Source organism: Pantoea sp. nfd-35 (assembly GCF_056892255.1).
This window is the reverse complement of record NZ_CP122404.1, coordinates 218327-241517: the sequence shown is the minus strand read 5'-3', so window position 1 is coordinate 241517 and position 23191 is coordinate 218327. Positions and strand designations below refer to the sequence as shown.

Sequence of the window (23191 nt, the reverse complement as noted above, 5' to 3'; positions counted from 1 at the left end):
CTGACTCCTTACAGGGCAAAAAGTTGGGTGTTATGTATTGCGCGCTGATTTTCATCGCGGATGAACAGCGCTTCAGTGGTAGCCTGTACGTCATCGGCCTGATACCAGCTCAGCTGGATGGGACGCGGTGCATAGTCAGGGGCAGGATCCATTGGATGGGGGAGCGCGGTCAGGACGATCAGCACGTCCATTGGGGCAAACAGCTCAACAACATCCCCTGCGCGGCTATGTTCGGTATCGAAGCGGAAGCGGCCATCTTCATCGACGGTGACTTTGCTAAAGAAGTTAACGACCATGAGCAGATCTTCAAGACCCAAATCCCATTTGCCCATCTCGACCAGCAGATTATCGACTCCATTGCGGTAAAACCCATTCCGCAGCTCCTGATAGCGCCCTGCGCCATATTTTTCGCGCGTTTCCGCCGCGTTAAGTACGCCACCAAACGGGTCGTGCCAGCCACAACTGTCCGCCACGATCCCGGCGAGTACGCGGCCCATATCGGAATAGAAACAGTGGCCGGTAGTGAGCCGGGCCGTATGCTGGCCCTTCAGCGTATCCGGTAGATTAAGGCGTTCACTTTTCTCATGCGGATTGAGCATCATCATGCTGACGTTCGCGCCGCCATCAATATCGGTCAGGCGCAGGATGTGCCCTTTGCGCAGAATGAATGAGGTATGCGCCCCGCCGGGAAGCCGCTCTTCGCGCAGACTGGGGGCTGAGTGAAAACGTGCCGTCATTGCTGTCTCCTTAATGCATAAACGTTGTCTTTACTGTCTGTCATCAGCTGTGCCATTCGCGCCTCATTCAGCGGAATGTCATAGGTGATACGCGCGCCCCAGGCATGAGGGGCCTGGGGATCGTGGCGGACTTTGTCAAATACCAGTAGCCGTGTACCCAGGTTGAAGCCTTCAGTAAGATCGTGGGTGACCATAAAGACCGTCATTCGGGTTTCACTCCACAGTTGAAGCAGCAGCGCGTGCATGTCTTTGCGGATACCGGGATCCAGTGCGCCAAAGGGCTCATCCAACAACAGCACTCGCGGTTGCATGATAAAAGCCTGGGCAATTGCCAGCCTTTGCTGCATTCCGCCGGAGAGCTGTGCCGGATATTTATCCAGCGCATTTCCCAGCCCCACTTTGTCCAGCATCTGTCGTGCCTGCTGCCGGGCCGCGCGTTTTCGGGCGCCGAACAGGCGACCCGACAAGGGCGAAGCAGGCAGTTCGAGCCCTATCGCGACGTTATCCAGTACATTGAGATGGGGAAACACGGAATAGCGTTGAAACACGACGCCGCGGCTGCGGTCGGGTTCTGTCGCCAGTGCCTTACCATCCAGGGTGATCTCTCCCCGGGTGGGTTTTTCCTGACCCAGCAGCAGGCGCAAAAACGTCGACTTCCCGCAGCCCGATGCACCGACCATAGAGCAGAACTCGCCCGCCTTAACCTGCAAATTGATGCGTTCCAGCACCACGTGGTCGCCGTACTCCTGCCAGATATTGTTGATACTGATAAAACTCATTCCCGGCCTCCTTCCGCCCATGGGAAACAGGCGTTGTGCAGCTTGCGCAGGCCCAGATCCATCAGCCAGGCCAGCAGCGTGATCCAGATGACATAGGGGATAATCACATCCATCGCCATGTAGCGACGCACCAGGAAAATGCGATAGCCCAGCCCGGCAGTCGCCGAAATCGCTTCGGAGGAAATTAAAAAAAGCCAGGCCGATCCCAGAAGCAGCCGTACCGAGGTGATAAGCCGTGATAACAGCTGCGGCAGCACGACCCGCAGCACGACCGTCCAGCTATTGGCTCCCAGGGTTTGCGCTTTGATTAACAGTTCCGCCGGAATTTCCCGTGCCCTCAGTTCAAGATCGCGTGCCAGCATCGGCGTAATGCCAATGACGATGAGCATGACCTTCGACAGCTCATCCAAGCCGAAAACAATAAACAGCACGGGCAGAATCGCCAGCGGCGGCACCATTGAGACAACCGTCATCAGGGGTGACAGTGCGGCGCGGGACATCGGAAAAACGCCCGCGGCAATGCCGAGGCACAGGCCAATCAGCGAGGAGAGCGCCAGCCCCATGAGCAGACGGCTCAGGCTGATAAACGTATCGGCCCACAGCAGGTATTCACCACTGCGCTTATCTGGCGTGAAGGCCATCCGATCAATCGCCTCAATCATCTGCGACAGTCCGGGCAGCAGTTTGTCCTGCGGATTGGCCTCCAGCCGCACCGCTGATCCGATAAACCAGGCGGCGATGATCAGCACGAAGGGCAACAGCATTAGCGTCAGGCGCATGCCCTGGCGGGGATAGCGGTTGATGTAGCGCATGACATGAACTCCCGTGGTCAGTGGTTACAACTTGCCCGCAGCGGCCAGCTTAAGATATCTGTCGTCAAAGCGCAGTTTGCTGTTAGCCCTATCGCCAACGGTGACGTTGCCCGGGAATGTCATGCCGATAAAATCAGCGCTCTGTGCGCCCTGACCCAGCAGACCTTTGTCAAACGAGAAGTTCGCCACGCGTTGCATGGTCTTTGGCAGATCAGGCGAAGAAATAAAGGCCAATGTCTCAGCAGGCGTCCAGAACAGATGCGTTGTTTTAAGCTGAGCCTGATAGCCCGCGAGGTCGGTACCGGAATCTGCCGCCATTGCACTCAGCGCTTGTTTATCACCCGCCTGCATTTTTGCCATCATTTCAAACCACGCACCGGTCAGCGCTTTGCCGAGGGCGGGATTATCTTTCAGCGTTTGGGTGTTCACGACCATCATGTCGATGAGTTCGCCGGGCACCTGGGTGGAGCTAAACACTTCGGTGGTTTGTGGCGTCTTTTTGATGACGGACAACTGCGGGTTCCAGGCTACCGCTGCCCGCACATTGCTGGTGCCAAAGGCCGAGACGATATCCGCATCGGAGGTATTAACCACTTTCACATCTTTTTCCTGCAGTCCGGCTTTTTCCAGCCCGCGAACCAGGAGATAGTGCGATACCGAGAGTTCGGGCAGATAAACCGACATACCTTTCAGATCGCTGAGTTTTTTATTCACCCCTTTTAGCACGACGCCGTCGTTGCCATCGGAATAGCTGCCGGTAATGAGTGCTGTCGAATCTACCCCACCTGCCGCCGGGATAGTCAGCGCATCCATGTTGGTCATGGTGCAGCCGTCAAACTGCCCTGCCGTGTACTGGTTGATGGATTCGATGTAGTCGTTGAGTTGAACAATATTGATTTTGATGCCGTATTTGCTGGCCCATTTATCAATAATTTTTTCATTGCTGATGGTGCCCCAGGGCATCCAGCCCGCATAGATCGTCCAGCAGATGTTGAATTCTTTTTTAACCGTGGCGAAGGAAGAAAAGCTGATCAGCAAGGTGAGTGACAGCAAAAGCGTGCGGATGAACGGCGTTGTTTTCATGGTTAACCTCTGGTTGGCACAAAAAAGGAGCAGCGCGACACCTGACGGTGCTGCTGTCTCCCGGGCTTTTGTCCCGCCGTGTAACCTCTCAGAGGTCGCCAGCTCTCGGACCAGACATTCACCTGCGTGAACCGGAACCCTAGCCAGCTATTTAATTCAGATTATGTGTTGCGCTGCTTACCGATCAGGTTTTTGCAATTGACGTGCCAGAATTAATAACAATAAAAATCAGTGATTTAGCATTATCCCTGGTGACGAAGCACCAGAATGATGAGTGACCGAGGGGCATTGCACACAATCAGTGCTGACTGGAACACGAAATATGCTGTGCAGTCCTTACATCATAAGCATCAGCGCGGTTTTCTGGGCGACGTTGCAGCGGTAGTGTCCATCCTGACGAGGCGTAACGGTATAACGCCTGACGCAATACCGCTGATGGCGCGAGGTGCTTTAATCCTGTAGATGTCGCGCGGCCAAAGGGGAGCCACTATTACGCGATAGCCATCCTCGTAGCTTAAGGGAACGCACACGCTTTCAACGGTGACCATCCGCACTTCTCTTGTGTTGACCCTCCATTAGATGCCCGCACGCGGGTATGGCAGTGGCGTGCTACACAGAGACTGGCTTTGCGTTCTGCCGGTTCTTTAACCCACCATAAACGTCGCGCGTTTTTTGCAGCAGGGTCATCCGGCCTGCACTACAGTTAACTGACTCAGTAACCAGCAAAAACATAACCATGTCCTCTTCCCTTCGCTCAAATCTGTTTGCCCGGTTGCGCCTGCTGATCTCTGTGGTGGCAGGTCTCGTCTGCTATGTTTTACTGCCTGAGCATCTGGGGCAAATGCAGAGACTGTTAATCAGTTGGAACGTGCTGGCATGGCTCTATCTGTGGTTTATCTGGTTTCGCATGTTGCGTACCGCTCCAGATGAGATTAAACGAATCGCCCAGATGCAGGATCAAAGTGCCGCGCTGGTGCTGGGGCTGGTCATCGTGGCCTGTATGATCAGTATGGTGGCCATCATGAGCGAGCTTCCCACGTTAAAAAGCCTGACGGGCTCGTCGCGGGCCCTGCATCTGCTTTTGACTGCCATGACGCTCATCGCCTCATGGGCCTTACTGCCCAGCGCATTTGCCATGCATTATGCCCATCAGCATTACCTGCTTCGCAGCAACAGTATCACGCCGATGATCTTTCCGGAGAAACCGACGCATCCGGCTTACTGGGATTTTCTCTACTTCTCATTCACCATCGCGGTGGCATCCCAGACGGCGGATGTGGCGACGGGCACGACAGAAATGCGCAAGATCGCCTTGTTGCAGTCGGTTATCTCTTTTATTTTTAATCTGGCGATTCTGGGACTGTCCGTGAATGTGGCAGCCAGTTTGTTAAGTTGAGAGTCTGCCTGCGACGATAGCCAGCAGAGAAGCGCATTGACTGTTACGGGAATTTACCGCTTAAAGCCTGTGCGACGGGAAGCTGCACCCTCTTTGAGAGGGTGCAGAGACTGCGAGAAAAATTAACCGCCCTGCTGCTGTTGCCCTTGCTGTTGACTGGCCGCTTCTTTCTGTTTCTTTTTGGCCATATGATGTCCAACAGCGCAGCCTGCTGCGGCCCCAGCGACACCGTGATGTTTAACATGCCCTGCCACGCCGCCCACGGCCGCGCCCTTTAGACAGCCTTTGGCTTCAGCTTGTGAACTCATCGCCATGAGCAGACTCGCGGTAACAAGAACAACTGACAATTTTTTCATCGAATGACTCCCTGATAAATAGCGAATACGCATTAATGTCTACTGAGCATAGTTAATCAGGACGCTTCTGCTGACCGAAGTCAGTAAATCTTGAAACCGTTTACCCGCCGTTAAGCATTTAACGTTGCGGGAGTGATAGCGATATCATAACAGGCGCTTTTTAGCACAATATTCAGTCCTTAACGCTTATCGATAACGACGGGAAGGAGATGTAAGAGAATATAAAAAACTGCACCTTACTCAGTCAGACGTCCAGCTTTTGAGGTGCAGTTCGTTGAGGGGGTTGAGCATAATTAAAAGGCTAAATAATCAGTTCAGGATGTAAAACCGAGCAGGTTCAGGACATATCATCCTGAGTTTCATCGTGTGGGCAAGGTTCGCCGGTGTCATCACAGGCAGGATTAATGCGCAAACCGCCTGAAGGCTTTTGATGAGCAGCAAGTTTGATGTTCCCCGCACTGCCCGCATTGTTCCTTTGCAGCGTAGAAGCTGACTGTTGTTCATGTACAGATACAGCCAGTGCCGCATTCTGAAAGGTAATCAAGGTCGCGATGGTGAACGCCGTTGTTTGCAGTGCCACTTTTACGGATAACATTTTCATAACTTGCCCTTTAGAGATTACGCCAGGAAGGACAGAACGGTTAGCCGTTCTGCTCTGTGCTGTATTCAAACTCAGCAGTGTGAAAATAGAATCTTTATATTTCCATTTTAATACGGACCTGATAAATCAGATTAACCCTTGCCAGCCTGATGCAGAGAGCTCCAGGCGTAGGGAAATAATAAAGATTAAAATCATTATCTTATTTACCTCATTCTGCTCGTTGATATTGCAACATCCCCCCTTACTTACACATTTTTCAGATCCTGACTGAGCAGAGCATTAACCAATGACGAGCGGATGAGTGGTAACTGGCTGCACTTTCTCTCAAACTGTCTAAACCTGGCATCGATAGCACCATACTCAAAAACCTGTGTAGGCTGCGGCCAGAAATTTCATGCTTTTAGGGCAATGTATTCTGCGCATAACTTTCATGCCGAAGCGTTTAAGACGCGCTTTGTTTTTCTGTTTTTGTATACGCTGACGTATCAATTCAGACCACGCTGCATCGTTAACGACTGCTCAGGAAGCATGAAATGAAAGTACAAAAACTTGATCAACCCGCTTCAATCAAGACGCTGGAATCATGGGGGACCGTTGAGGGCCTTCCGGGATCGCCCGAGATTGCACTGGCCGGGCTGCAGACGGTGATCCCCGGTCATGAGAATACAGATATGGGCATTTTTGAATGTACGGCGGGCAGTTATCGTCGCGGCGTTAAGCAAGCAGAGATGATGCATTTCCTGTCAGGAACGGGTTCCTTCACAGCGGATGGCGAAGCACCACAGCATTTCAAACCTGGCGATACCTTGTTCTTTGAAGCGAATACAGAAGGGACATGGGTCATGGAGACCACCATGCGCAAGCTTTATGTGATTTTCGACACCCTGTAAAAGTTCGATCACTGATTCATCCCACTGAGGATGAATCAGGACAGCATAAAATCGACGGCATCGTTCGCATGAATGCGCGTTGTATCGAATACCGGTAGCGCGCTTTGTGCTTCTGAAACCAGCAAACCAATTTCCGTGCAGCCAAATATGACTCCTTCTGCACCTTGTGAAGCCAGTTCCTGTATCACCTCAAGATAAAACTGGCGGGAGCCTTCCGTAAATTTCCCCATGCAGAGTTCATCAAAAATGATTTGGTTGATGACGTTACGCTGTTCTGCAGGTGGTACCAGGGTAGCAATTGAGAATTGTTTATTCAGGCGGCCCAGATAGAAGTCCTGCTCCATGGTATAACGCGTGCCCAGCAAGGCTACTCGGGTCATGCCTTTGCTCGTTATCGCCCTGCCCGTCGCATCCGCGATATGTAAAAAAGGCAAATGACAGCGAGATTCAATCGCCCCCGCAACCTTGTGCATCGTGTTGGTACATAAGACGATTGCGTCTGCACCGGCACCCGCCAGACCCACGGCCGCTTCAGCCAATAGTTCACCAGCCCGATCCCAGTCGCCACTGCGCTGGCAGGCTTCAATTTCATGAAAATCCACGCTGTGCAGAAGCAGCTTTGCCGAGTGTAAACCGCCTAATTTGCTTCTGATTCCCTCATTGATCAACCGATAGTAAGGAAGCGTTGATTCCCAGCTCATGCCGCCTATAAGGCCGATTGTTTTCATCACTCTCCTTTGAAATAGATCACTGCCAAAGCCTGTCGAGGATAATAAAACTGCGCGTTGCCTGAAAGGATTATGACGGGTTAGCCGCGTGTTTTCAGGCGTTGCGCTAACCCGTTACCGCCAGAGCCTTACCGCCGCCGGGCAGCGGAAATCCAATGCCCGGCAGGGATCTACCATCACGTTTTATTGCCTTTTTCACTCGCCTGCTGCAATGCCGTGATGACGATGCCCGGCGTTAACACCTGAGGCAGGACAACGGGTTTCCCGCCGTCAGCAGGATAAACCACATACAGCGGCAAACCGCCACGGCCAAAGTCACTAAGTGCCTGCTCAACGTCAGGATTGTACTTTGTTGAGTCAGCAATCATATAAATGGTGTTGGTGCGCGCCATGGCCGTCTTTACTGCCTGGGTTGACAGCGAGGTACGTTCATTAACCTGACAGGTAATGCACCAGGAGGCGGTAAAGTTCACCAGAACCGGTTTACCCTGGCCTTTTATAGCGTCCACATTTTGGGGAGACCATGCCACCGCAGCCGCTGCCACAACATCCGAAGAATCAGGGGCTGCCGTCGAGGTTTTCAGCGTAAATAACGGTGGTACCAACAGGATAATTACAACAGCTGTGGCGATGTGCAGAGCCCAGTGCCGCCTTCCCATCATCTGCCGCTTCTGAGCCAGGCCATACAGCCAGGCGGCAAAACCCAGCAGCAGGCAACAGGTCAGTATCGCTGCCAGCGCCGTCGAGCCAGCCTGCCGTTCCAGCACCCAGATTAACCAACCCGCCGCACCCAGCATCGGAAACGCCAGGCCATGTTTTAGGGTGATCATCCAGGCACCCGGCGACGGCAGTATTCGGGCAACGACAGGGAAAAAGGAAATCAAGGTGAAAGGCGCAGCAAAGCCCAACGCCAGAGAAAGAAAGATAATAAAGCTGATAACGGGGGGCTGTACAAGCGCATAACCTATGGCGCTGGCCATAAAGGGCGCGCTGCACGGGGTAGCAACAACAATAGCCAGCGCCCCCGTTAATGCGGACCCGGTCAATCCACCCCGCTCGCCCCCGACTTCGCCGGCCCGCTGAAGTGATAATCCCACCTCGAACAGGCCAAACAGATTAAGTGCGGATGCCAGCATCACCAGAACCAGCAACGCAATCACCAGCGGTGACTGCAGTTGAAAACCCCAGCCCACTGATGATCCACCGAATCTCGCCAGCAACAGCAGACCAACCAGTAACATCATGGTGACCACTACGCCAGCCAGAAAAGCGAGCCCTTCTGCACGAGCCTGTGCGGGCCTGGCGTGATGCCGTATCAGACTCAACGCCTTGAGCGAAATGACCGGGAACACACAGGGCATGAGATTAAGTATGATGCCGCCCAGAAAAGCGGCGGCGATAGCAGTCAACATGATTTATCTGTCCAGATCGGGAATTAAGCCGGGTTGGCCTGGCGGTATTTTTTCACGGCATCCAGCGTTTTCTGAATGTGTGATTCTGGATTTTTATCCGTATAACTCAGCAGGATTTTGCCATCCGGTGCAATAACATAAGACGTGCGATCGGAAAGCGTTTTACCTTTCATCTCCATCGTACTTTTGTATTCTGCAGCCACTTTTGCGCCCGGATCGGCAGCAACGGTGAATTTATCGCGGCATTCAAGTTTAGAAAATTTCTCAATCTGGTCAGTATTACCTGCGGTGACGCCGATTACCGTTGCGCCCTCTTTTTTAAAGTCATCTGTCGCTTCTGCAAAGGCATGCGCCTCTAAGGTACAGCCTGCACTAAACGCCGCCGGGAAAAAATATAGAACGACCGGGCCTTTTTGCAGTGCCTGCTGTAAAGAGAAGGTGGTTTCTTTACCTGCCAGTGCGGCTTCCAGTTTGAAATCCGGCGCCTTTGCACCCACCGGCAGTGCCGCGAACGCGGAGGTCATTGGAAGGCTCAGTGCCAGTAATGATGCAGCCGTCAGCATTTTCAGGTGATTCTTGATACGCATTCTCTTTTCTCCGTCGACAAGCAGGCATAAGTGCCCCTTGCACGTTAATACTAGGTTCATTCACTAAAAATGAAAAAGTTTGCGTCATGGAATAACGCGATAGCGTCACCAGAGCGTTAATGCAAACGTGTCTGGCATCTACAGTAAGATAGTCTTACAACCGATCATTTAGATATGCGGTTAGGCGATAATTTTGTGTCAGACGGTAAATATTCAGGGAACAGAGAGATGCCCTACCTGATAACGCTGAAAATGGCCCGAATCTTGCGCGGGCGCCGTTGTCCAGAGACAAAAATCTATGTGGCGCCAGTGAAAGGTATCCAGAGCCGATACGCGTGCTAACGCCCCGGCTTGTTTTGGGGGCTGTGTTAACCCGGCGAGATCGGCGTAAGCAGGAACGGTGCTGACGTCCAGGGAAGCAAAACCGGCTTGAACCATCTCTGGCGACAGCCTGGCCGATAAGACCGGGTAGGTATGCACCTGCGGCCAGCCAAAATCCTCAGTAAGCTTTTTAAAACCTGCCCCAGACAAAAAACAGTGCATGCTCTCTGCGTCCTGCCAAAGATAAAAGGGCGCATACACATTTTCATCCGTGTTTGTGGGACCTTTGGCTTTGCACGCATAAAGCCAGGCTTTGAATATGAGACCAGGAAATCCCGCCATCTTATATCCGTTGTCATCAATCCGGCGTTGAATAATCGTCATGTCGTAATCGGCGGGAAGAACAAAACGGTATTGCATAGCAAGCATGGTTTTCTCCTTAAAGTTGGGGAATATCCGCCAGGTCAAACATCTTCCCATGACTAAAAGACCAGTCTTCTGGCTGAGTGAAATGAAGAACGATCATGACATCATGAGGTTTTATACCCATCGATTTTTCAAGACGCCGGGTGAGATCCTGATAAAAGGCCTGTTTCTGCTGCGTATTACGCGTTTTACCTGCGGTAATGGTAAACAGAAGAAAGTCATTGCTGCGGCCCGCCTCAGCACCACAAAGATAATGCCGATCAAAAATCCGGCTGTGCGCGTCATAACAATCAAAAAACTGAAAGCAGTCTCCGCGCGGAACGGAAAATGAAGCTTCAAGCGATTGCTGTAACGCAGCAGAAATTTTCTCTCGCCACTGCTGAAAACGCGCTGTTGAGATGGCTATATGGCTTACAGGCATCGGTATCCCTCACTCAGGCAGTGTGTTTTTGAAGACGGTCAACGCGGAAACGGCGTTCGGCCAGCCGCAATAAAAGGCAAGATGCGTTATCACTTCGATAATTTCATCGTCTGAAATGCCATTTTGGCGAGCAAATTCCAGATGCCAGCCCAGCTGTTCATTTCGATACAGTGCAACGAGGGCGCTGACCGTAATCAGACTTCTGTCCCGCGGTGAAAGCCCGTCCCGCTGCCAGATATCGCCAAATAAGACCTCTTCACTGAGACGTGCCAGCTTGGGTGCTATTCCGGCCATATTTTCCCGACTCACCTTTATCGTGTTCATTTTTGTTTCTCCTTGAGGATGTGGTAGAAAGATAGGATGCTTTGACGATCTATAAAATCAGAAATATTGGGACCCTGAATCCCATAAAACGGGATGAAAAATGGCGAAAAGACCGGTTACGTTCGATGCTGAAACATTACGAACCTTTGTCACCGGTATTGAGTTGGGTAGTTTTGCTGCTGCTGCAGAGCGCCTGGGGCGTTCAACATCGGCGGTAAGCGCTCAGCTTAAAAAGCTTGAGCAGCAGGCAGGCGCCGCGCTGGTGCAAAAATCAGGACGACATCTGGTCCTTACTGCCCAGGGGGAAATGATGCTTGCCTATGCGCGCAGGCTGATGAGTCTCAACGACGAAGCTTACCAGGCAGTGAAATCGGTGGGCATCCGTGGCGAGGTTCGGCTGGGATTGCAGGAAGATTTTGGAGAATCACTTCTCCCCTCTCTTCTTGGGCAATTTTCACGTGCGCACCCCGACGTACAGGTCTCCGCGACCGTGACCCGCAACAAGCCTCTGCTGGATGCAATACGTCACAATGAACTTGATGTTGCCCTGAGCTGGCAGGGTGACGAGAGCACCGCCTACAGCGAGTCGCTCGGGTCATTACCACTCTGCTGGATTGGCGCAAAAGATTTCGATATCGGCGCATTTATCGATCGGAACCGACCTCTGCCGTTACTGGTTTTTGAAGCACCCTGTCTGATGCGTAGCGCGGCGACAGCGGCCCTGGACAGCATGAATATCCCCTGGCGCATTGCGTTTACCAGCAGAAGCCTGAGTGGGATATGGGCGGCCGCGGCGGCCGGGCTCGGAATGACGTTGCGAACACAAACGGGCATGCCGTCATCACTCGCGATATTTGACCAGCAAAAATTGCCAGATACTGGCGCGATTGGCGTTCGTCTGCATCAGTCTGAAAAAAACGTATCAGCCGCAGCAGCCTCGCTTTGCCAGATGATAAAAACGCACTTTCATGGCACATAAGCCAACTACCGCGCCTGAAGAAATCCAGCCAATAGACAGCATCAATCGATGACCGGACAGGCAGGTATTTCTGGCGGTTGAGGCTGAGCACAGGGCTGTCAGATTGTGGTCGTTTAAACAACGCCCTGCTTTTTGTCCGGCCCGGCTTTGGCACCTCTCCTGCTTGCTGCATTAATCCTGACGCGGGCACCTGAGTAAGGCCACTTAGAGTATGATGTAACTAAAATCGTTACAGAAGATACTGTGCTCACACTTTTGTGACATTCATCGCAAATGCTGTTTACCCCCGGCTTATCTCTCCACCATAGCCTTGTACGCTGAGCGTATCACCGTCTGCTTCCACCCACGCGAAGGGCACAACTGAAGGGCCGTCGAGCATGCCCTTCATGATAAAAAAGTCGGTGTCCAGAATACGGGCATAGCCTCCGCGATGATCGTGTCCGGCAAAACAGGCGCGCACCCGGTAGCGGGTGAATAAATTAACCAGCGCGTCGGCGTTCATTAACATATGCGTATTCCCGGGAGCCAGCGGATAATGCCCGAATACCACGATGCTTTCTCCGCACTGCTGTGCCGCCTGTAACTGCTGCTCTATCCACACCAATTGTTGCGCGCCCACGGCACCGTTCCAGGGCTGCGCGTGGGGTTGATGCTCATGTTGCAGCCGGGCCAGCAACGCTGCCGCCTGTTGGCGATCGGTGCCGTTGAGCGCATTGCAGTAAAGACTCATATCATTGCCATCGTAGACAATGAAGCGCCAGCCGTTAAAACGGAAAGCGTAATAGCTCTTGGGTAGGGGAACCTTACCTTCAAGTCGTGTGGCAATCGTCTGCGCATCATGATTACCCAGCACCACGGCATGGGGATGCTTTAATTCTTGATATACCGGCAATACCGCAGCATAGCTGTACCAGTCGCGATCGACGAGATCGCCCAGGGTCACCACAAAATCGAGCGGCTGCGCGTTGAGCGCCGTGATGGCCTGGTGCAGTTTTTGTAGTCCGTTGCGATAGTAAAGATGGTTGTCAACATCCGGTTCGATATCCGCATATTGCGGGTCGGCGATCAAACCAAAACGAACAACGTTGTTCCGCGCAGGTAAGGGACGCAGCAACGGCGGTTGATACAGCGGTGCGACGTCCGCCAGCAGTTCGCGCTGCTGCAGACTAAGCGAGTGAGGCGTTAACATTGGCGTTCACCTTAACGTATACCGGCACGCATGAAAGACTGAATAAACTGACGCTGAAATATCAGAAAGAGCAGCAAAAGCGGCAGCGTTGTCATCAATGTTGCTGCACCAATAAGCGCCCACTGCACGCCCTGCTCTGGCGCGGAAAATAGCTGCAGCCCGACGGTTAAGGGCCGTACCTTAACCGAGTCGGTAATCACCAGCGGCCAGAGAAAATCATTCCAGTGAAAGCTGACAGAGACTAACGCAAAGGCGATATAAATCGGTCTGGCCAGCGGGATGTAGATCTTACGTAAGATATAAAACCGGCTGGCGCCTTCCACGATCGCCGCCTCTTCCAGCACTAAGGGGATGCTTTTAAACGTCTGGCGCAGCAGGAAGATAGCAAAGGCAGACGCAAAATACGGTAAGGCAATGCCGGTCAATGTATCGCGCAGGCCCAGTGCGCCAATGGTTTTATAGTTATTCAGGATCAGCACATCGGGGCTGATCATGAGCTGCAACAGGATAAGGGCAAACAACATGCCCGAATACTTCAGGCGAAAACGGACCAGTGCGTAAGCCGCCATCGTGGCCAACACCAGCTGGACTGTAACGATCATCATCACCAGCAAAATCGTATTCATGAAGTAACGGGCAAAGGGGGCAGCATGCCAGGCGTTAATAAAATTTTGCAGCGTCAGCGGCGCAAAAAGCCTGAAGCTGCCCTGCTCTGCCGCGGGATGTACCGCAACCCACAGCGCCACCAGGATAGGGAGCAGCCATAGCAGCGCCGCTAACCAGATAATCAGATTCAGGCCGAGGCGGCCAACAGAAAAGGAAGGCTTCATTGATAATGGGCTCGTTTATCCATCAACTTAAATTTAACTAGCGCAATCGCCGCCAAAATCAGCAGCAATACCACGGTCATGGCCGCCGCTGCCGGTAAATCCCAGTAACTGAATGCTGTGCGATAGATGTAAAACAGCAGCAGGCTACTGCTGTTGTCCGGGCCGCCGTTCGTCATCGCAATAACCTGATCGACGATGCGAAACGCATTCATGGATGCATTGATCAAGACAAATAACGTGGTCGGCATCAGCAATGGCCACTGGACGCGCCGGAAGAAATAGCCCTTTGATGCCCCTTCGATTTCCGCCGCTTCACGCAGGCGCGGATCAATCTGCTGCAGGGCAGCAAGATAGAAAATCATAAAGAAACCGGCCTCACGCCAGACTGAGACCGCCATCAGGCACCACAGGGAGGTGCCCGGCTCGCCAAGCCAGTTAACCGGAGCAATGGAAAACAGCGACAGAAGTTTGTTCAGTAAGCCCAACTGTGGCGTGTAAAAAAACAGCCACAGGTTAGCAATCGCAATCATTGGCAGAAGAGAGGGAATAAAAAAAGCCGCACGTATCACGGCGTTAGCCGCCAGTCGTCGGTTAACGGCCAATGCCATGAGCAGAGCCAGCATCACCGCCAAAGGGATAGTGACCAGGGCATAAAGCAGATTGTTCCACAACGACCGGATAAACACATCGTCATCCAGCAGCGCAACGTAGTTATCCAGCCCAACAAACTGGGCCGGATGACCGTTACGTGAGGCGCTGAACAGACTTTCCCACACCGTCGCCAGAGCAGGATAATGGGTAAACAGCAATAAAAAACCCAGTGCCGGTAAGATCAGCAAATAGCCGCACAGCTGTAATGATCCGACGCCTGAGCGTAAAGCAGGGGATGCTGTTGCAAGTGTGTTCATCGCCATCGTATTACTGGTAAGCCTTCAACAAACGATCGGCCTGCTTCTGGGCGGCTTCCAGTGCTTCTGCCGGTGTTTTCGTCTGGGTTATCGCGGCTTCAATGGCGTGGTTCAGCGCCTCCTGAATTTGCACGCTGTTATAGGTCGAGAGTTCTGGCTGGGCATAGTTAAGTTGCTCACGTGCCACCAGCGCCTGCGGAACCTGTTTCACATAGTCTTTCATGGCTGGCGTTTCCCAGGCGGCGGGTGAAGTCGCGACATAACCGGTAGCAATACTCCAGCGAGCAGCCTGTTCAGGGGCGGTGACCCAACGGATAAACGCCATGGCGGCTTTCTGCTGTGCCGGGGATGCATTTTTGAAGACATACAGATTACCGCCACCGGTCGGGCTTCCGCGCTGTGTCTTTTCAGGAAGCATCGCGACACCAAACGGGAACGTCGCATTTTTACGCACCACGCTCAGATTACCCGTGGTGGTCACCATCATCGCGGTTTTGCCACTCAAAAAATCTTGTGGCGTGGTGCCCCATGCCACGGCGCCTTTAGGTGAAACGCCCTCTTTCTGACCGAGATCGGTTAGCCACTGTAGCGTTTCAATGTTCCCAGGCGTATTAAAATACACGGCCGTGCCCTTGCCATTATCAAGATGCGCGCCGTTGGTCGCAGCAAACCCCTGAAACACCCAATAGCCATTTGGCGTAGTCGGGATTTCGATGCCCCACTGGCTGACGTTTTGCCCGTCTTTCACGACCAGCTTTTTGCCAAAGTCCACCACCTGCTGCCAGTTCGCAGGCGGCGTATCAGCATCCAGACCCGCTTTTTCAAACGCCTGCTTATTCCAGTACAGCACCACGGTCGAGCGCTGAAAAGGAACGCCCCAGACTTTTCCATTGATATGGCGTAAGAAAGCAGGATAGAAACTGTCGATCCATTTTTTACCCTCATCGTCTTTGGCCAGATCGCTGGCCGCGACAATCGCCCCCGCATCCATCAGTGAATAAGCTTCGATATCGCCAATAACGGCCATTTGTGGCGCATTACCGCCACGAAAAGCGGTCAATGCTTTGGTCACCGTCGTGGCGTAGTCACCGGTATAGACCGGCTGAATACTGACTTCGGGATGAATTTTTTCGAAATCGGCAACCAGTGCTTCAACGGTGTGGCTGATCGCGCCTCCCACTGCGATGGGATAATACATTTGCAGTTTTACCGGATCGGCAGCAAAAACTGACGCGCTGGTTGCGATAAGCAATGCAGGAAGCAGATGTGACAGACGAATAGCAGACATGATTTTCCCTTAGGTAAAAAGATCGTTAAACCGCGTATTTTTTGGACGAAACAGACATCAGCTGTTCTGCATGCAAACAGCGTTTACCGCTATCGGTGGAAAACAGGTATTGCTTATCAGCAGGCCATTGCAGCCCCACCAGGCTTCCCTCACTGAACCGTTTCATTCCTGCTACCGTCACCGTTAATGTTTCGTGGCTGTGAGCAAGCTGGCACATTAATAAGGTATCAGCCCCCATATATTCGTAACTCACCACGCTGGCCGTCAGCACCGCGCCATCAGCGTTAATAAGCTGAATATCTTCAGCCCGAATGCCCAGACTGAGTGCGCCGGCGGTGAAACCTTCGACGACAGGCTCCCTGAGCGGACTCAGATAGTGGTTCGCGTTGTGGCAGGCGAGCGGCAGGATGTTCATGGGCGGTGCGCCAATAAACTGTGCCGCGAACACGCTGGCAGGGTTGTTGTAGAGATTATCAGGTGTGTCGTGCTGCTCAATTCGTCCCGCGTTCAGCAAAATAATGCTGTCCGCCATGCTCATGGCTTCTGTCTGATCGTGGGTGACATAGATCATTGTCAGACCCAACTTCTTCTGTAAGGCACGGATCTCACGGCGCATGCTTTGGCGTAGCTTGGCATCAAGGTTAGAAAGGGGTTCATCCATCAGGCAGAGCGTATTGTTGGCGATAACGGCTCGCCCCAGTGCCACCCGCTGTTGTTGACCACCGGACAACTGGGACGGCAAGCGATCCAGCAACGCCTCCAGTTCCATCAACTTACTGACCCGACTCAGACGATCGGCAAACGTGAGCTTATCTTCACCGCGGGCTTTTAAGCCAAATAACAAATTTTCTTTAACGCTCAGGTGAGGAAAAAGCGCATAAGACTGAAACACCATGGAGAGCTTGCGTTGGGAGGGGGGCAAATGGGTGATATCCACATGATTGAAACTCACCGAACCCGTGTCGGCCGTCTCCAGGCCGGCAATAGTGCGCAGCAGCGTCGATTTACCACAGCCTGAAGGCCCCAACAGTGCAACGAACGTCCCTTCGGCGGCGTCAAAATGGATATTATCCAGTGCGATTTTCTCGCCCCAGCTCTTGGTGATGTGATGAAGCGCCAGATGGCTCATACATGCGCCGCTTTGCAAATAAGAATTGCAGTAAGCTAGCCGAGAAAAATGAACGATTTATGGCTGAAAAATGACAGAAAAAAGATGCACCCATTGATTAATCATGCGGGCTTATCCTTCCCTGCCTTACCAGGCCGCCGTCGCGACCGAGCTTTTCCTCTTGTTCCTGACAGCGAATGAACGCAGAAAGCGGCCTCCTGACAACCTGTCGTGCCCATAAGTGACGTTGAACGTCTTGATTGACCAGCCGAGACTGCATGCGATTCTGCTGCACGACAGGGCTGGGGCTAACGTAATACGTTCGGCAGCACCCCGGATGCTATAAGAAATGACCAGACGCACGCAAAGCGCCAGAGACTCACACAACGTCTCGGAATCCTCGCTGCAGCCACAGAGAAAGAGCTACAACGACTGTTCACTGCCGGAAACAGACACAGGTTGAATATTTCCGCTTAGTAGGTAGACTGGTATACATACATACCACTAACAAAGGTTATCGTCATGCCAACTCAATCTGCCAGCGCAGAAACTGCTTATGATAAGTTGCTCTGTGCGGCGCGCGTGCTGTTTTACAACCACGGCATTAACGGGACAGGTATCGATGCCATCGTAAAGCGGGCCGGGGTCGCCAAAAAAAGCTTATATAACAACTTTGCCTCTAAAGATGAGCTGGTCGCGATTTATCTCAGGGTTCGTCACGAGGAATGGCTTGCCTTGTACAAAAATCGTCTGGACCTTGCCATGACGCCGAAAGAACGGGTACTGGCCGTATTCGCGGCTTATGAGGACCATGCTGAATTTGCCTATGAAAACGGGTTTCGCGGATGTGGCCTGCTGAACGCAGCGGCAGAGTTGCCCGCCAGCGCGCCGGGACGACAGGCCGTTCGTGAGCACAAGGAGGAAGTGGAGGCGATTCTGACCGCGCATCTGACAGACCTGATGATGGGTGATGCAGAAAGCGCGCGCAAGATGGCACGGCACTTCGCTTTTCTACTGGAAGGCAGCATTTCACGAGCCGGGCTGGAAGGTAACAGCGACTGCGTGAGTCAGGCCAGTATAATTGCTGAACAACTGATGGAGGCATACTGATGCCTGCATCCGGACACCAAACGGGTGGCGCAACGGCCGTCATTATCGCGGCTGTGCTCTGGGGAACGACCGGTACAGCCGCCACCTTTGCCCCGGCTTTAAGCCCGCTCGCCGTGGGCTCGGTGGCAATGGGCATCGGTGGACTGTTCCAGGGACTTATCGCTGCAACCCCGCTTATTCGACAGCGGCGACTGATTTTTCGGCATTGGCCTTTTCTGCTGACGGGCGCCCTCGCAGTGGCGGTTTATCCGCTCGCTTTTTATGCGTCTATGCGCTATGCCGGGGTCACTGTCGGCACTGTCATTTCCATCGGCTCTGCCCCGCTACTGTCAGCCCTCATTGAGTACCGTCTTGAAGGCGTACGCCTCACAAAGCAGTGGGCAGGCGGTGCCGCTACAGGGCTTGCCGGCATGATCCTGCTTTGCCTTGCGGAAAGCGGTGGGCACAGTACTGGACAAGGTTCTGCAATGACGGGCATTACGCTGGGGCTGCTGGCTGGTTTTACCTATGCCCTTTATTCGTGGTCTGCGCGGCGGTTAATGCAGGGCGGCATAGCTCCACGCGCGGCAATGGGGGCGACCTTTGGGGCGGGCGGTATCCTGCTTGTCCCTGTCCTTCTGATGACCGGCGCACCGCTTCTGGAAACCTGGAATAATGCCGCCGTCGGGATATATATGGCGCTGGTTCCAATGTTTCTGGGATATCTCTGCTATGGCTACGGACTGGCGCGCATCCCGGCCAGCATGGCAACCACGATCACGCTGCTGGAGCCGGTCGTCGCCGCTCTGCTGGCCGTTCTGCTTGTCGGGGAAAGGCTGCCGCTTTCAGGTTGGGCCGGTGTAGGACTCATTATTGCCTGCCTGGGTGTGATCACCTTTCCAGCGGGCAAGCGCGCCTCCCCTTCAGCCCAACGCCGGGCTGATAACCTTTAATCTGGGGGCAGGAAAAAGGAGGAAAAAGCGGCCTTCGATGCATCCTGGGCTCTCGACGTACGCACGGGCGCTCTCATTAAGCTTGAGGAAAGCAAAACCCGCCTGGAGAATGATAACTGACTCCATCCCTGAACCTGAGCAGAGGTGTCCTGTGGCGCCTGTATCAACAATAACGTCCAGGATTTACAGGGCCCCAGGGTAATCTGCATAGTCAGTCCGGGTACGATGAAGACAGGACCAGAGAAATCGAATGTTCTCCTGCCTGGCGTCTCCGAGGGTTCAGGCGGGACGATACCTTTCGCTTTTTGCTCATGGCTGACATTACCAACATCAGCCGCGATGTCTCAGCCCTCTCGGTCTGCACTTATCAAATATAAAACGCCTGTTGCAGGGCATCAGGCGTTTAAAAGCTGCCAGATTTCGATCCTTATCAGAACCTTTTATGGCCTACTTTTATCAGAACTGCTCCCAGTTTTGATCCTGTCCGCCAACCACTGCGGTCTGCGGTTTCTTAAAAACCGGCGACGATACCACTGCGGCGCGGTTTTGCTCCCGATTATTACTGGATAACTGACCCGCAAGCGTAATCGTGAAGGCACCCACTAAATGACCCAGCGTGGAGGCCTGATCTATCAGAGAACGCGATGCTGCGGAGGCCTGCTCAACCAGTGCGGCGTTTTGCTGTGTCGCACCGTCCATCTGATTTACGGCCTGATGGACCTGGCTGATGCCTTGCGACTGTTCTCCGGCGGCTACGGATATTTCATCCACCAGATCAGTGACCTGCCGCACCGCATCATTCATGCGTGACATGTTAGAGCCTACCCCTTCCGCCTGCTCAGAACCGGCCTCGACAAAGCCCATTGATGACTCAATCAACTCCTTGATTTCACGAGCTGAAGAGGATGAGCGCTGTGCAAGATTACGAACCTCACCCGCCACGACCGCAAATCCCCGCCCCTGCTCACCAGCACGTGCAGCCTCAACGGCGGCATTCAGCGCCAGGATGTTGGTCTGGAAGGCAATCCCTTCAATGAGTGCAATGATGTCAGTGATTTTGGCTGAGCTTGCCCTGATGTCACTCATAGTGGACAGTAGTGTGCGGACACGACCAGCACTGTCTTCTGAGATATCCCGGGCGTTTTTCGCCAACTGACTGGCAAGACGCGTATTTTCAGCGGTCTGACGGACGGTTTCGCTAAGCTCGGACATACTCGCTGCTGTCTGCTCCAGGGAGGCCGCCTGCTCTTCCGTACGGGAGGACAGGTCTTCATTACCCGCCGAAATCTGTGCAGAAGCAGAGCTTACCGACTGAGCAGAAGCTTCCACCTTAGACAGTGAATCTGAAACATTCTCAATCAGATGGTTGAAGGCCCTTGCCGTCAGGCCGATTTCATCATGACGTGACTCATCAACCCTGAGAGTCAGGTCGAGTTTTTCACTGGCCTCTTCCATGGTCTGACGCATGCCGTTCAACTGACGGCGTATAGACATGATGGTTTTGATCGTGAAAAAACCCAATACAAGGATGACGGCGCCAGAGCCGGCAATCAGTCCCCATAGAGTCGTATAGTAGATATGGGTATTGGTTTCATCCAGTTGAGTGCCGATATCAATATTTATCTGCAGTTGCTTACGGTAACTGCTTGTAAGCGTGCGAATGGCTTCACTCAGATTTTTACTGCTTTCATCTGAGTTCGCCGTCGATGATGACTGGGGAATCCTGTTGGTCTGCAGGAAAGGCAGCAGCCTGTCATGAATGTTTTTAATCATGACGAACGCCTCTTTGGTCAGCCGCAGATCTTCGTCGCTGGATATATCATTCTCAAGATAATGCTGATTGAGGGTATTAAGGCGCTCAACCGTTTTGTTCATGTCTGATTCAATTTGCCCCTGCCTGGCAGGGTCTTTTGCGCCCTGATAGTCGTATAGCTTAATGAGAAGTTCATTGTTCTCATCAATCAGTACGTTTAAGTCGATGATCGAAGGTATGGCGTTAATCTGAACATAGTGAAAGCGATACTGGAAGCCAGTAACGACCACGATGGAAATAATAACCATAGAAACGAGAGAAGCTGAGAGCAGAGAAAACGTAAGATAAAGTCGCTGTGAAATTGTCATAACTCACCCTGTGTGTATTTAAAAAATAAAAAACCAACGCTTAGTAAATCGTCGAAATCAACTAAAACTTGATTTTTTTAGAGAGAGGCTGGTGAGTTATGGAGATGAGTAGAGTGAGAATGTGCAGGGCCTGAACATAAACGTGAATATCGCGTAAAACCCAGGGCTAACAAAGCCGCGAAAGGCTGCTCAAGTTTCGCTTTCTGCTGAATGTGGACATTGCGCAATAAGCTGGCTGTTTTTTGCCTGAATGGGCACGGCTCACCCTTTTCACTCAGTTAGGCTAATGCCGCTTTTCATCGCTTATGATAAAAAAGATAACCCGCACTAAGGAGATTTTTATGTATCTGGATGATATTCCTTCTTCTTTTCGGCAGCATGACATGCTTTATCTGACAGCGCCTGACCTGGGCCGTGCAGAAGAAATGCAACGAAAACTGAATGCGTTCAGCTCACTTCATCATGAGTTCTTACTCTGGTCTCCGGGTTTTCACTCTATTGATTCAGTTGAGAAAAACATGGCAGATGCCGCAGATAACTTCCTGAATGACAGAGACGAATATAAGTTTTTAATCATTGAACGCAAGTCAGATGAACTCTTAGGCTGCATAAGCTTGTTCATCCGCAATCAGGCTATCCCTTACGTCGAAATCGGCTACTGGCTTGCAACCAATGCACTGGGCAAAGGCATCATGCCCGAAGCGTGCAAATTGGCCACTAAAATAGCCTCCGATTTTTTGCACGCAAAGAGAATTGAAATTCGTGTCGCGGGACGTAATGTGCGGAGTCAGTCCGTTGCATTAAAATGCGGTTTCAAACTGGAAGCCAGACTGGTTAACGAGCGCCTCGACAGCATGGGAATGACTGACGATACCTTGATCTACAGATATGGCGGTTGACTCTCCCCATCCTGTGAAGTCAGCCTTTCGCTGAGCGCGGCTCTAGACTGTTACGCATGTCCGCTTTATGCCGGGACGGGTCGTTACCCTCAAATCAACCCATCTGTGTCCTCTCACCCACGGTTTCCCTTTCCGGCGAGCCACAGGAGAAAGAACGAATGATTAAGCGCGCCCAGGGTAAACAGTCAGGCTGCTTATTTGGTGAATGATGAGGAGATTAGTTTGATACCCAGTATGCCCAGGACCGCTGAGGAAACGCGATCAACTGACGTCTTGATACGTAAATATACCTGACGCGGTTTCTCGGCAGACAGCGCGACAGAAACGATGGAGTACCAGACAAAATCGATCAAAAAGCTCATCAGAGGGATGACGACATAAAACAGTAGCGGGATATTTTTAGGCAAAAGGGCACTAAAAATAGAGGCAAAGATAATGGCTGTTTTGGGATTGCTCAGTTGTGTTAATAACCCATCTCTGAATGTTTTTAGCCATGTCTTGCTGTGCCCATTTTGTCCATTCAACGCGAGGTGTACAGGCTGAGATGCACCTTTGAAGATGTTAAAAGCCAGCCATAATAAGTAAAACCCGCCCGCCACCTTCATAACCACAAACAGTTCCGGCACCAAAAGTAGCAGCCTCTGTAGCCCAAGCATCGCGACCAGGGCAAAAATCGCAGCACCAACGCCAGTGCCTAAAGCGGTCACGATTCCGTGAAGACGAGAATGCACAACAGCATTTCTGGCAACATAGATAAAGCTTGGGCCGGGGCTTATCACCCCCATAATCAGAACGGCAGCAATGGCCATAAGGCTTGAAATCAACATCCTGGACCTCGGTAGGGAATAATCAGAGCGGCTATTCTAAAGGAAATGATCCGTTTTCACAGGGTGGATTGTGTTGTCTCCGGGATTCGAAAACGAAACAGGCCCGCTGAAGCAGCTTCTTGCTCGT

The 23191-nt window shown here is 52.4% G+C and carries 25 protein-coding genes and 1 riboswitch; of the genes, 6 read left to right on the top strand and 19 right to left on the bottom strand.

The annotated features are described in order from the left end of the window. Window positions 1-8: 8 nt before the first annotated feature. The 4 genes from P9J57_RS21550 to P9J57_RS21535 are packed head-to-tail and all read right to left on the bottom strand — an operon-like array spanning window position 9 to window position 3411. Entirely contained in the window at window positions 9-737 is a 729-nt protein-coding gene (locus tag P9J57_RS21550) for an urea amidolyase associated protein UAAP1 (RefSeq protein WP_014333188.1), read from the bottom strand. After that, the gene (locus P9J57_RS21545) at window positions 734-1516 is read right to left on the bottom strand and encodes an ABC transporter ATP-binding protein (RefSeq protein WP_014333189.1); all 783 of its coding nucleotides are present in this window, start codon (window positions 1514-1516) and stop codon (window positions 734-736) included. Before P9J57_RS21545 ends, P9J57_RS21550 begins: the two co-directional genes overlap by 4 nt. After that, the gene (locus P9J57_RS21540; protein ID WP_014333190.1) at window positions 1513-2328 is read right to left on the bottom strand and encodes an ABC transporter permease; all 816 of its coding nucleotides are present in this window, start codon (window positions 2326-2328) and stop codon (window positions 1513-1515) included. Before P9J57_RS21540 ends, P9J57_RS21545 begins: the two co-directional genes overlap by 4 nt. 24 nt (window positions 2329-2352) lie before the next feature. Then, on the bottom strand, window positions 2353-3411 hold the full coding sequence (locus tag P9J57_RS21535) for a putative urea ABC transporter substrate-binding protein (RefSeq protein WP_014333191.1): 1059 nt from the start codon (window positions 3409-3411) through the stop codon (window positions 2353-2355). Between the two features lie 55 nt (window positions 3412-3466). Then, window positions 3467-3565: riboswitch (guanidine-I (ykkC/yxkD leader) on the bottom strand. A 582-nt stretch (window positions 3566-4147) separates the two neighbouring features. Between P9J57_RS21535 and P9J57_RS21530 the strand changes: the two genes are divergently transcribed. Next, on the top strand, window positions 4148-4807 hold the full coding sequence (locus P9J57_RS21530; protein WP_014333194.1) for a DUF1345 domain-containing protein: 660 nt from the start codon (window positions 4148-4150) through the stop codon (window positions 4805-4807). 122 nt (window positions 4808-4929) lie between these two features. Here the strand turns inward: P9J57_RS21530 and P9J57_RS21525 are convergent, their stop codons facing one another. Beyond that, a complete protein-coding gene (locus tag P9J57_RS21525) occupies window positions 4930-5163 on the bottom strand; it encodes a hypothetical protein (RefSeq protein ID WP_029571370.1) in 234 nt (77 codons plus the stop codon). A gap of 337 nt (window positions 5164-5500) precedes the next feature. Beyond that, a complete protein-coding gene (locus tag P9J57_RS21520) occupies window positions 5501-5764 on the bottom strand; it encodes a hypothetical protein (protein WP_029571371.1) in 264 nt (87 codons plus the stop codon). Between the two features lie 533 nt (window positions 5765-6297). Here P9J57_RS21520 and P9J57_RS21515 point away from each other — a divergent pair. Continuing rightward, window positions 6298-6654, top strand: a complete 357-nt coding sequence (locus tag P9J57_RS21515; RefSeq protein ID WP_013027915.1) for a cupin domain-containing protein — start codon at window positions 6298-6300, stop codon at window positions 6652-6654. A gap of 35 nt (window positions 6655-6689) precedes the next feature. Here P9J57_RS21515 and P9J57_RS21510 read toward each other — a convergent pair whose 3' ends face one another. The 6 genes from P9J57_RS21510 to P9J57_RS21485 all read right to left on the bottom strand — a co-directional run bounded on the left by P9J57_RS21510 (window position 6690) and on the right by P9J57_RS21485 (window position 10873). Then, complete coding sequence (locus P9J57_RS21510) at window positions 6690-7382, bottom strand: aspartate/glutamate racemase (protein ID WP_014604652.1); 693 nt, start codon at window positions 7380-7382, stop codon at window positions 6690-6692. 176 nt (window positions 7383-7558) lie between these two features. Next, window positions 7559-8794 (bottom strand): protein-disulfide reductase DsbD family protein, encoded by a 1236-nt coding sequence (locus P9J57_RS21505; RefSeq protein WP_013027917.1) that lies wholly within the window; start codon window positions 8792-8794, stop codon window positions 7559-7561. A 23-nt stretch (window positions 8795-8817) separates the two neighbouring features. Next, the gene (locus P9J57_RS21500) at window positions 8818-9381 is read right to left on the bottom strand and encodes a peroxiredoxin (RefSeq protein WP_014333199.1); all 564 of its coding nucleotides are present in this window, start codon (window positions 9379-9381) and stop codon (window positions 8818-8820) included. Window positions 9382-9594: 213 nt separating this feature from the next. Beyond that, window positions 9595-10131 carry a DUF4865 family protein gene (locus tag P9J57_RS21495; RefSeq protein ID WP_029571372.1) on the bottom strand — a complete coding sequence of 179 codons (537 nt, stop codon included), beginning with the start codon at window positions 10129-10131 and terminating at the stop codon, window positions 9595-9597. A 10-nt stretch (window positions 10132-10141) separates the two neighbouring features. Continuing rightward, entirely contained in the window at window positions 10142-10549 is a 408-nt protein-coding gene (locus P9J57_RS21490) for a tautomerase family protein (RefSeq protein WP_014333201.1), read from the bottom strand. 9 nt (window positions 10550-10558) lie between these two features. Further along, on the bottom strand, window positions 10559-10873 hold the full coding sequence (locus tag P9J57_RS21485; RefSeq protein ID WP_014333202.1) for a carboxymuconolactone decarboxylase family protein: 315 nt from the start codon (window positions 10871-10873) through the stop codon (window positions 10559-10561). Between the two features lie 100 nt (window positions 10874-10973). Between P9J57_RS21485 and P9J57_RS21480 the strand changes: the two genes are divergently transcribed. After that, entirely contained in the window at window positions 10974-11852 is an 879-nt protein-coding gene (locus P9J57_RS21480) for a LysR substrate-binding domain-containing protein (RefSeq protein WP_014604659.1), read from the top strand. Window positions 11853-12132: 280 nt separating this feature from the next. Here the strand turns inward: P9J57_RS21480 and P9J57_RS21475 are convergent, their stop codons facing one another. Genes P9J57_RS21475 through P9J57_RS21455 form a run of 5 tightly spaced genes read right to left on the bottom strand, consistent with a single transcriptional unit; the run spans window position 12133 to window position 17196 of the window. Next, a complete protein-coding gene (locus P9J57_RS21475) occupies window positions 12133-13041 on the bottom strand; it encodes a metallophosphoesterase (RefSeq protein WP_104933842.1) in 909 nt (302 codons plus the stop codon). Window positions 13042-13052: 11 nt separating this feature from the next. After that, window positions 13053-13871, bottom strand: a complete 819-nt coding sequence (locus tag P9J57_RS21470) for a carbohydrate ABC transporter permease (RefSeq protein WP_013027924.1) — start codon at window positions 13869-13871, stop codon at window positions 13053-13055. Further along, entirely contained in the window at window positions 13868-14785 is a 918-nt protein-coding gene (locus tag P9J57_RS21465; protein ID WP_210476279.1) for a carbohydrate ABC transporter permease, read from the bottom strand. Before P9J57_RS21465 ends, P9J57_RS21470 begins: the two co-directional genes overlap by 4 nt. 4 nt (window positions 14786-14789) lie before the next feature. Further along, window positions 14790-16067 carry an ABC transporter substrate-binding protein gene (locus P9J57_RS21460; RefSeq protein WP_072139163.1) on the bottom strand — a complete coding sequence of 426 codons (1278 nt, stop codon included), beginning with the start codon at window positions 16065-16067 and terminating at the stop codon, window positions 14790-14792. Between the two features lie 25 nt (window positions 16068-16092). After that, window positions 16093-17196 carry an ABC transporter ATP-binding protein gene (locus tag P9J57_RS21455; protein ID WP_014333208.1) on the bottom strand — a complete coding sequence of 368 codons (1104 nt, stop codon included), beginning with the start codon at window positions 17194-17196 and terminating at the stop codon, window positions 16093-16095. 501 nt (window positions 17197-17697) lie between these two features. Here P9J57_RS21455 and P9J57_RS21450 point away from each other — a divergent pair. Beyond that, complete coding sequence (locus P9J57_RS21450; RefSeq protein WP_104933840.1) at window positions 17698-18285, top strand: TetR/AcrR family transcriptional regulator; 588 nt, start codon at window positions 17698-17700, stop codon at window positions 18283-18285. Beyond that, complete coding sequence (locus P9J57_RS21445; protein ID WP_014333212.1) at window positions 18285-19217, top strand: DMT family transporter; 933 nt, start codon at window positions 18285-18287, stop codon at window positions 19215-19217. The genes P9J57_RS21450 and P9J57_RS21445 overlap by 1 nt, the downstream gene beginning before the upstream one ends. Before the next feature lie 456 nt (window positions 19218-19673). On the opposite strand, the gene P9J57_RS21440 is transcribed toward P9J57_RS21445, so the two are convergent. After that, window positions 19674-21338, bottom strand: a complete 1665-nt coding sequence (locus P9J57_RS21440; protein WP_104933839.1) for a methyl-accepting chemotaxis protein — start codon at window positions 21336-21338, stop codon at window positions 19674-19676. A gap of 341 nt (window positions 21339-21679) precedes the next feature. Between P9J57_RS21440 and P9J57_RS21435 the strand changes: the two genes are divergently transcribed. After that, the gene (locus tag P9J57_RS21435; protein ID WP_014333214.1) at window positions 21680-22237 is read left to right on the top strand and encodes a GNAT family N-acetyltransferase; all 558 of its coding nucleotides are present in this window, start codon (window positions 21680-21682) and stop codon (window positions 22235-22237) included. A gap of 194 nt (window positions 22238-22431) precedes the next feature. Here the strand turns inward: P9J57_RS21435 and P9J57_RS21430 are convergent, their stop codons facing one another. Continuing rightward, the gene (locus P9J57_RS21430) at window positions 22432-23064 is read right to left on the bottom strand and encodes a LysE family translocator (protein ID WP_013027933.1); all 633 of its coding nucleotides are present in this window, start codon (window positions 23062-23064) and stop codon (window positions 22432-22434) included. Window positions 23065-23191: the final 127 nt, after the last annotated feature.

Coding starts and splice junctions, on each gene's coding strand:
- P9J57_RS21430 (WP_013027933.1), bottom strand. CDS start 23,064: ATGTTGATTTCAAGCCTTATGGCCATTGCTGCCGTTCTGATTATGGGG.
- P9J57_RS21545 (WP_014333189.1), bottom strand. CDS start 1,516: ATGAGTTTTATCAGTATCAACAATATCTGGCAGGAGTACGGCGACCAC.
- P9J57_RS21460 (WP_072139163.1), bottom strand. CDS start 16,067: ATGTCTGCTATTCGTCTGTCACATCTGCTTCCTGCATTGCTTATCGCA.
- P9J57_RS21540 (WP_014333190.1), bottom strand. CDS start 2,328: ATGCGCTACATCAACCGCTATCCCCGCCAGGGCATGCGCCTGACGCTA.
- P9J57_RS21435 (WP_014333214.1), top strand. CDS start 21,680: ATGTATCTGGATGATATTCCTTCTTCTTTTCGGCAGCATGACATGCTT.
- P9J57_RS21515 (WP_013027915.1), top strand. CDS start 6,298: ATGAAAGTACAAAAACTTGATCAACCCGCTTCAATCAAGACGCTGGAA.
- P9J57_RS21525 (WP_029571370.1), bottom strand. CDS start 5,163: ATGAAAAAATTGTCAGTTGTTCTTGTTACCGCGAGTCTGCTCATGGCG.
- P9J57_RS21490 (WP_014333201.1), bottom strand. CDS start 10,549: ATGCCTGTAAGCCATATAGCCATCTCAACAGCGCGTTTTCAGCAGTGG.
- P9J57_RS21465 (WP_210476279.1), bottom strand. CDS start 14,785: ATGGCGATGAACACACTTGCAACAGCATCCCCTGCTTTACGCTCAGGC.
- P9J57_RS21455 (WP_014333208.1), bottom strand. CDS start 17,196: ATGAGCCATCTGGCGCTTCATCACATCACCAAGAGCTGGGGCGAGAAA.
- P9J57_RS21475 (WP_104933842.1), bottom strand. CDS start 13,041: ATGTTAACGCCTCACTCGCTTAGTCTGCAGCAGCGCGAACTGCTGGCG.
- P9J57_RS21485 (WP_014333202.1), bottom strand. CDS start 10,873: ATGAACACGATAAAGGTGAGTCGGGAAAATATGGCCGGAATAGCACCC.
- P9J57_RS21535 (WP_014333191.1), bottom strand. CDS start 3,411: ATGAAAACAACGCCGTTCATCCGCACGCTTTTGCTGTCACTCACCTTG.
- P9J57_RS21470 (WP_013027924.1), bottom strand. CDS start 13,871: ATGAAGCCTTCCTTTTCTGTTGGCCGCCTCGGCCTGAATCTGATTATC.
- P9J57_RS21510 (WP_014604652.1), bottom strand. CDS start 7,382: ATGAAAACAATCGGCCTTATAGGCGGCATGAGCTGGGAATCAACGCTT.
- P9J57_RS21445 (WP_014333212.1), top strand. CDS start 18,285: ATGCCTGCATCCGGACACCAAACGGGTGGCGCAACGGCCGTCATTATC.
- P9J57_RS21505 (WP_013027917.1), bottom strand. CDS start 8,794: ATGTTGACTGCTATCGCCGCCGCTTTTCTGGGCGGCATCATACTTAAT.
- P9J57_RS21550 (WP_014333188.1), bottom strand. CDS start 737: ATGACGGCACGTTTTCACTCAGCCCCCAGTCTGCGCGAAGAGCGGCTT.
- P9J57_RS21440 (WP_104933839.1), bottom strand. CDS start 21,338: ATGACAATTTCACAGCGACTTTATCTTACGTTTTCTCTGCTCTCAGCT.
- P9J57_RS21520 (WP_029571371.1), bottom strand. CDS start 5,764: ATGAAAATGTTATCCGTAAAAGTGGCACTGCAAACAACGGCGTTCACC.
- P9J57_RS21495 (WP_029571372.1), bottom strand. CDS start 10,131: ATGCTTGCTATGCAATACCGTTTTGTTCTTCCCGCCGATTACGACATG.
- P9J57_RS21450 (WP_104933840.1), top strand. CDS start 17,698: ATGCCAACTCAATCTGCCAGCGCAGAAACTGCTTATGATAAGTTGCTC.
- P9J57_RS21480 (WP_014604659.1), top strand. CDS start 10,974: ATGGCGAAAAGACCGGTTACGTTCGATGCTGAAACATTACGAACCTTT.
- P9J57_RS21530 (WP_014333194.1), top strand. CDS start 4,148: ATGTCCTCTTCCCTTCGCTCAAATCTGTTTGCCCGGTTGCGCCTGCTG.
- P9J57_RS21500 (WP_014333199.1), bottom strand. CDS start 9,381: ATGCGTATCAAGAATCACCTGAAAATGCTGACGGCTGCATCATTACTG.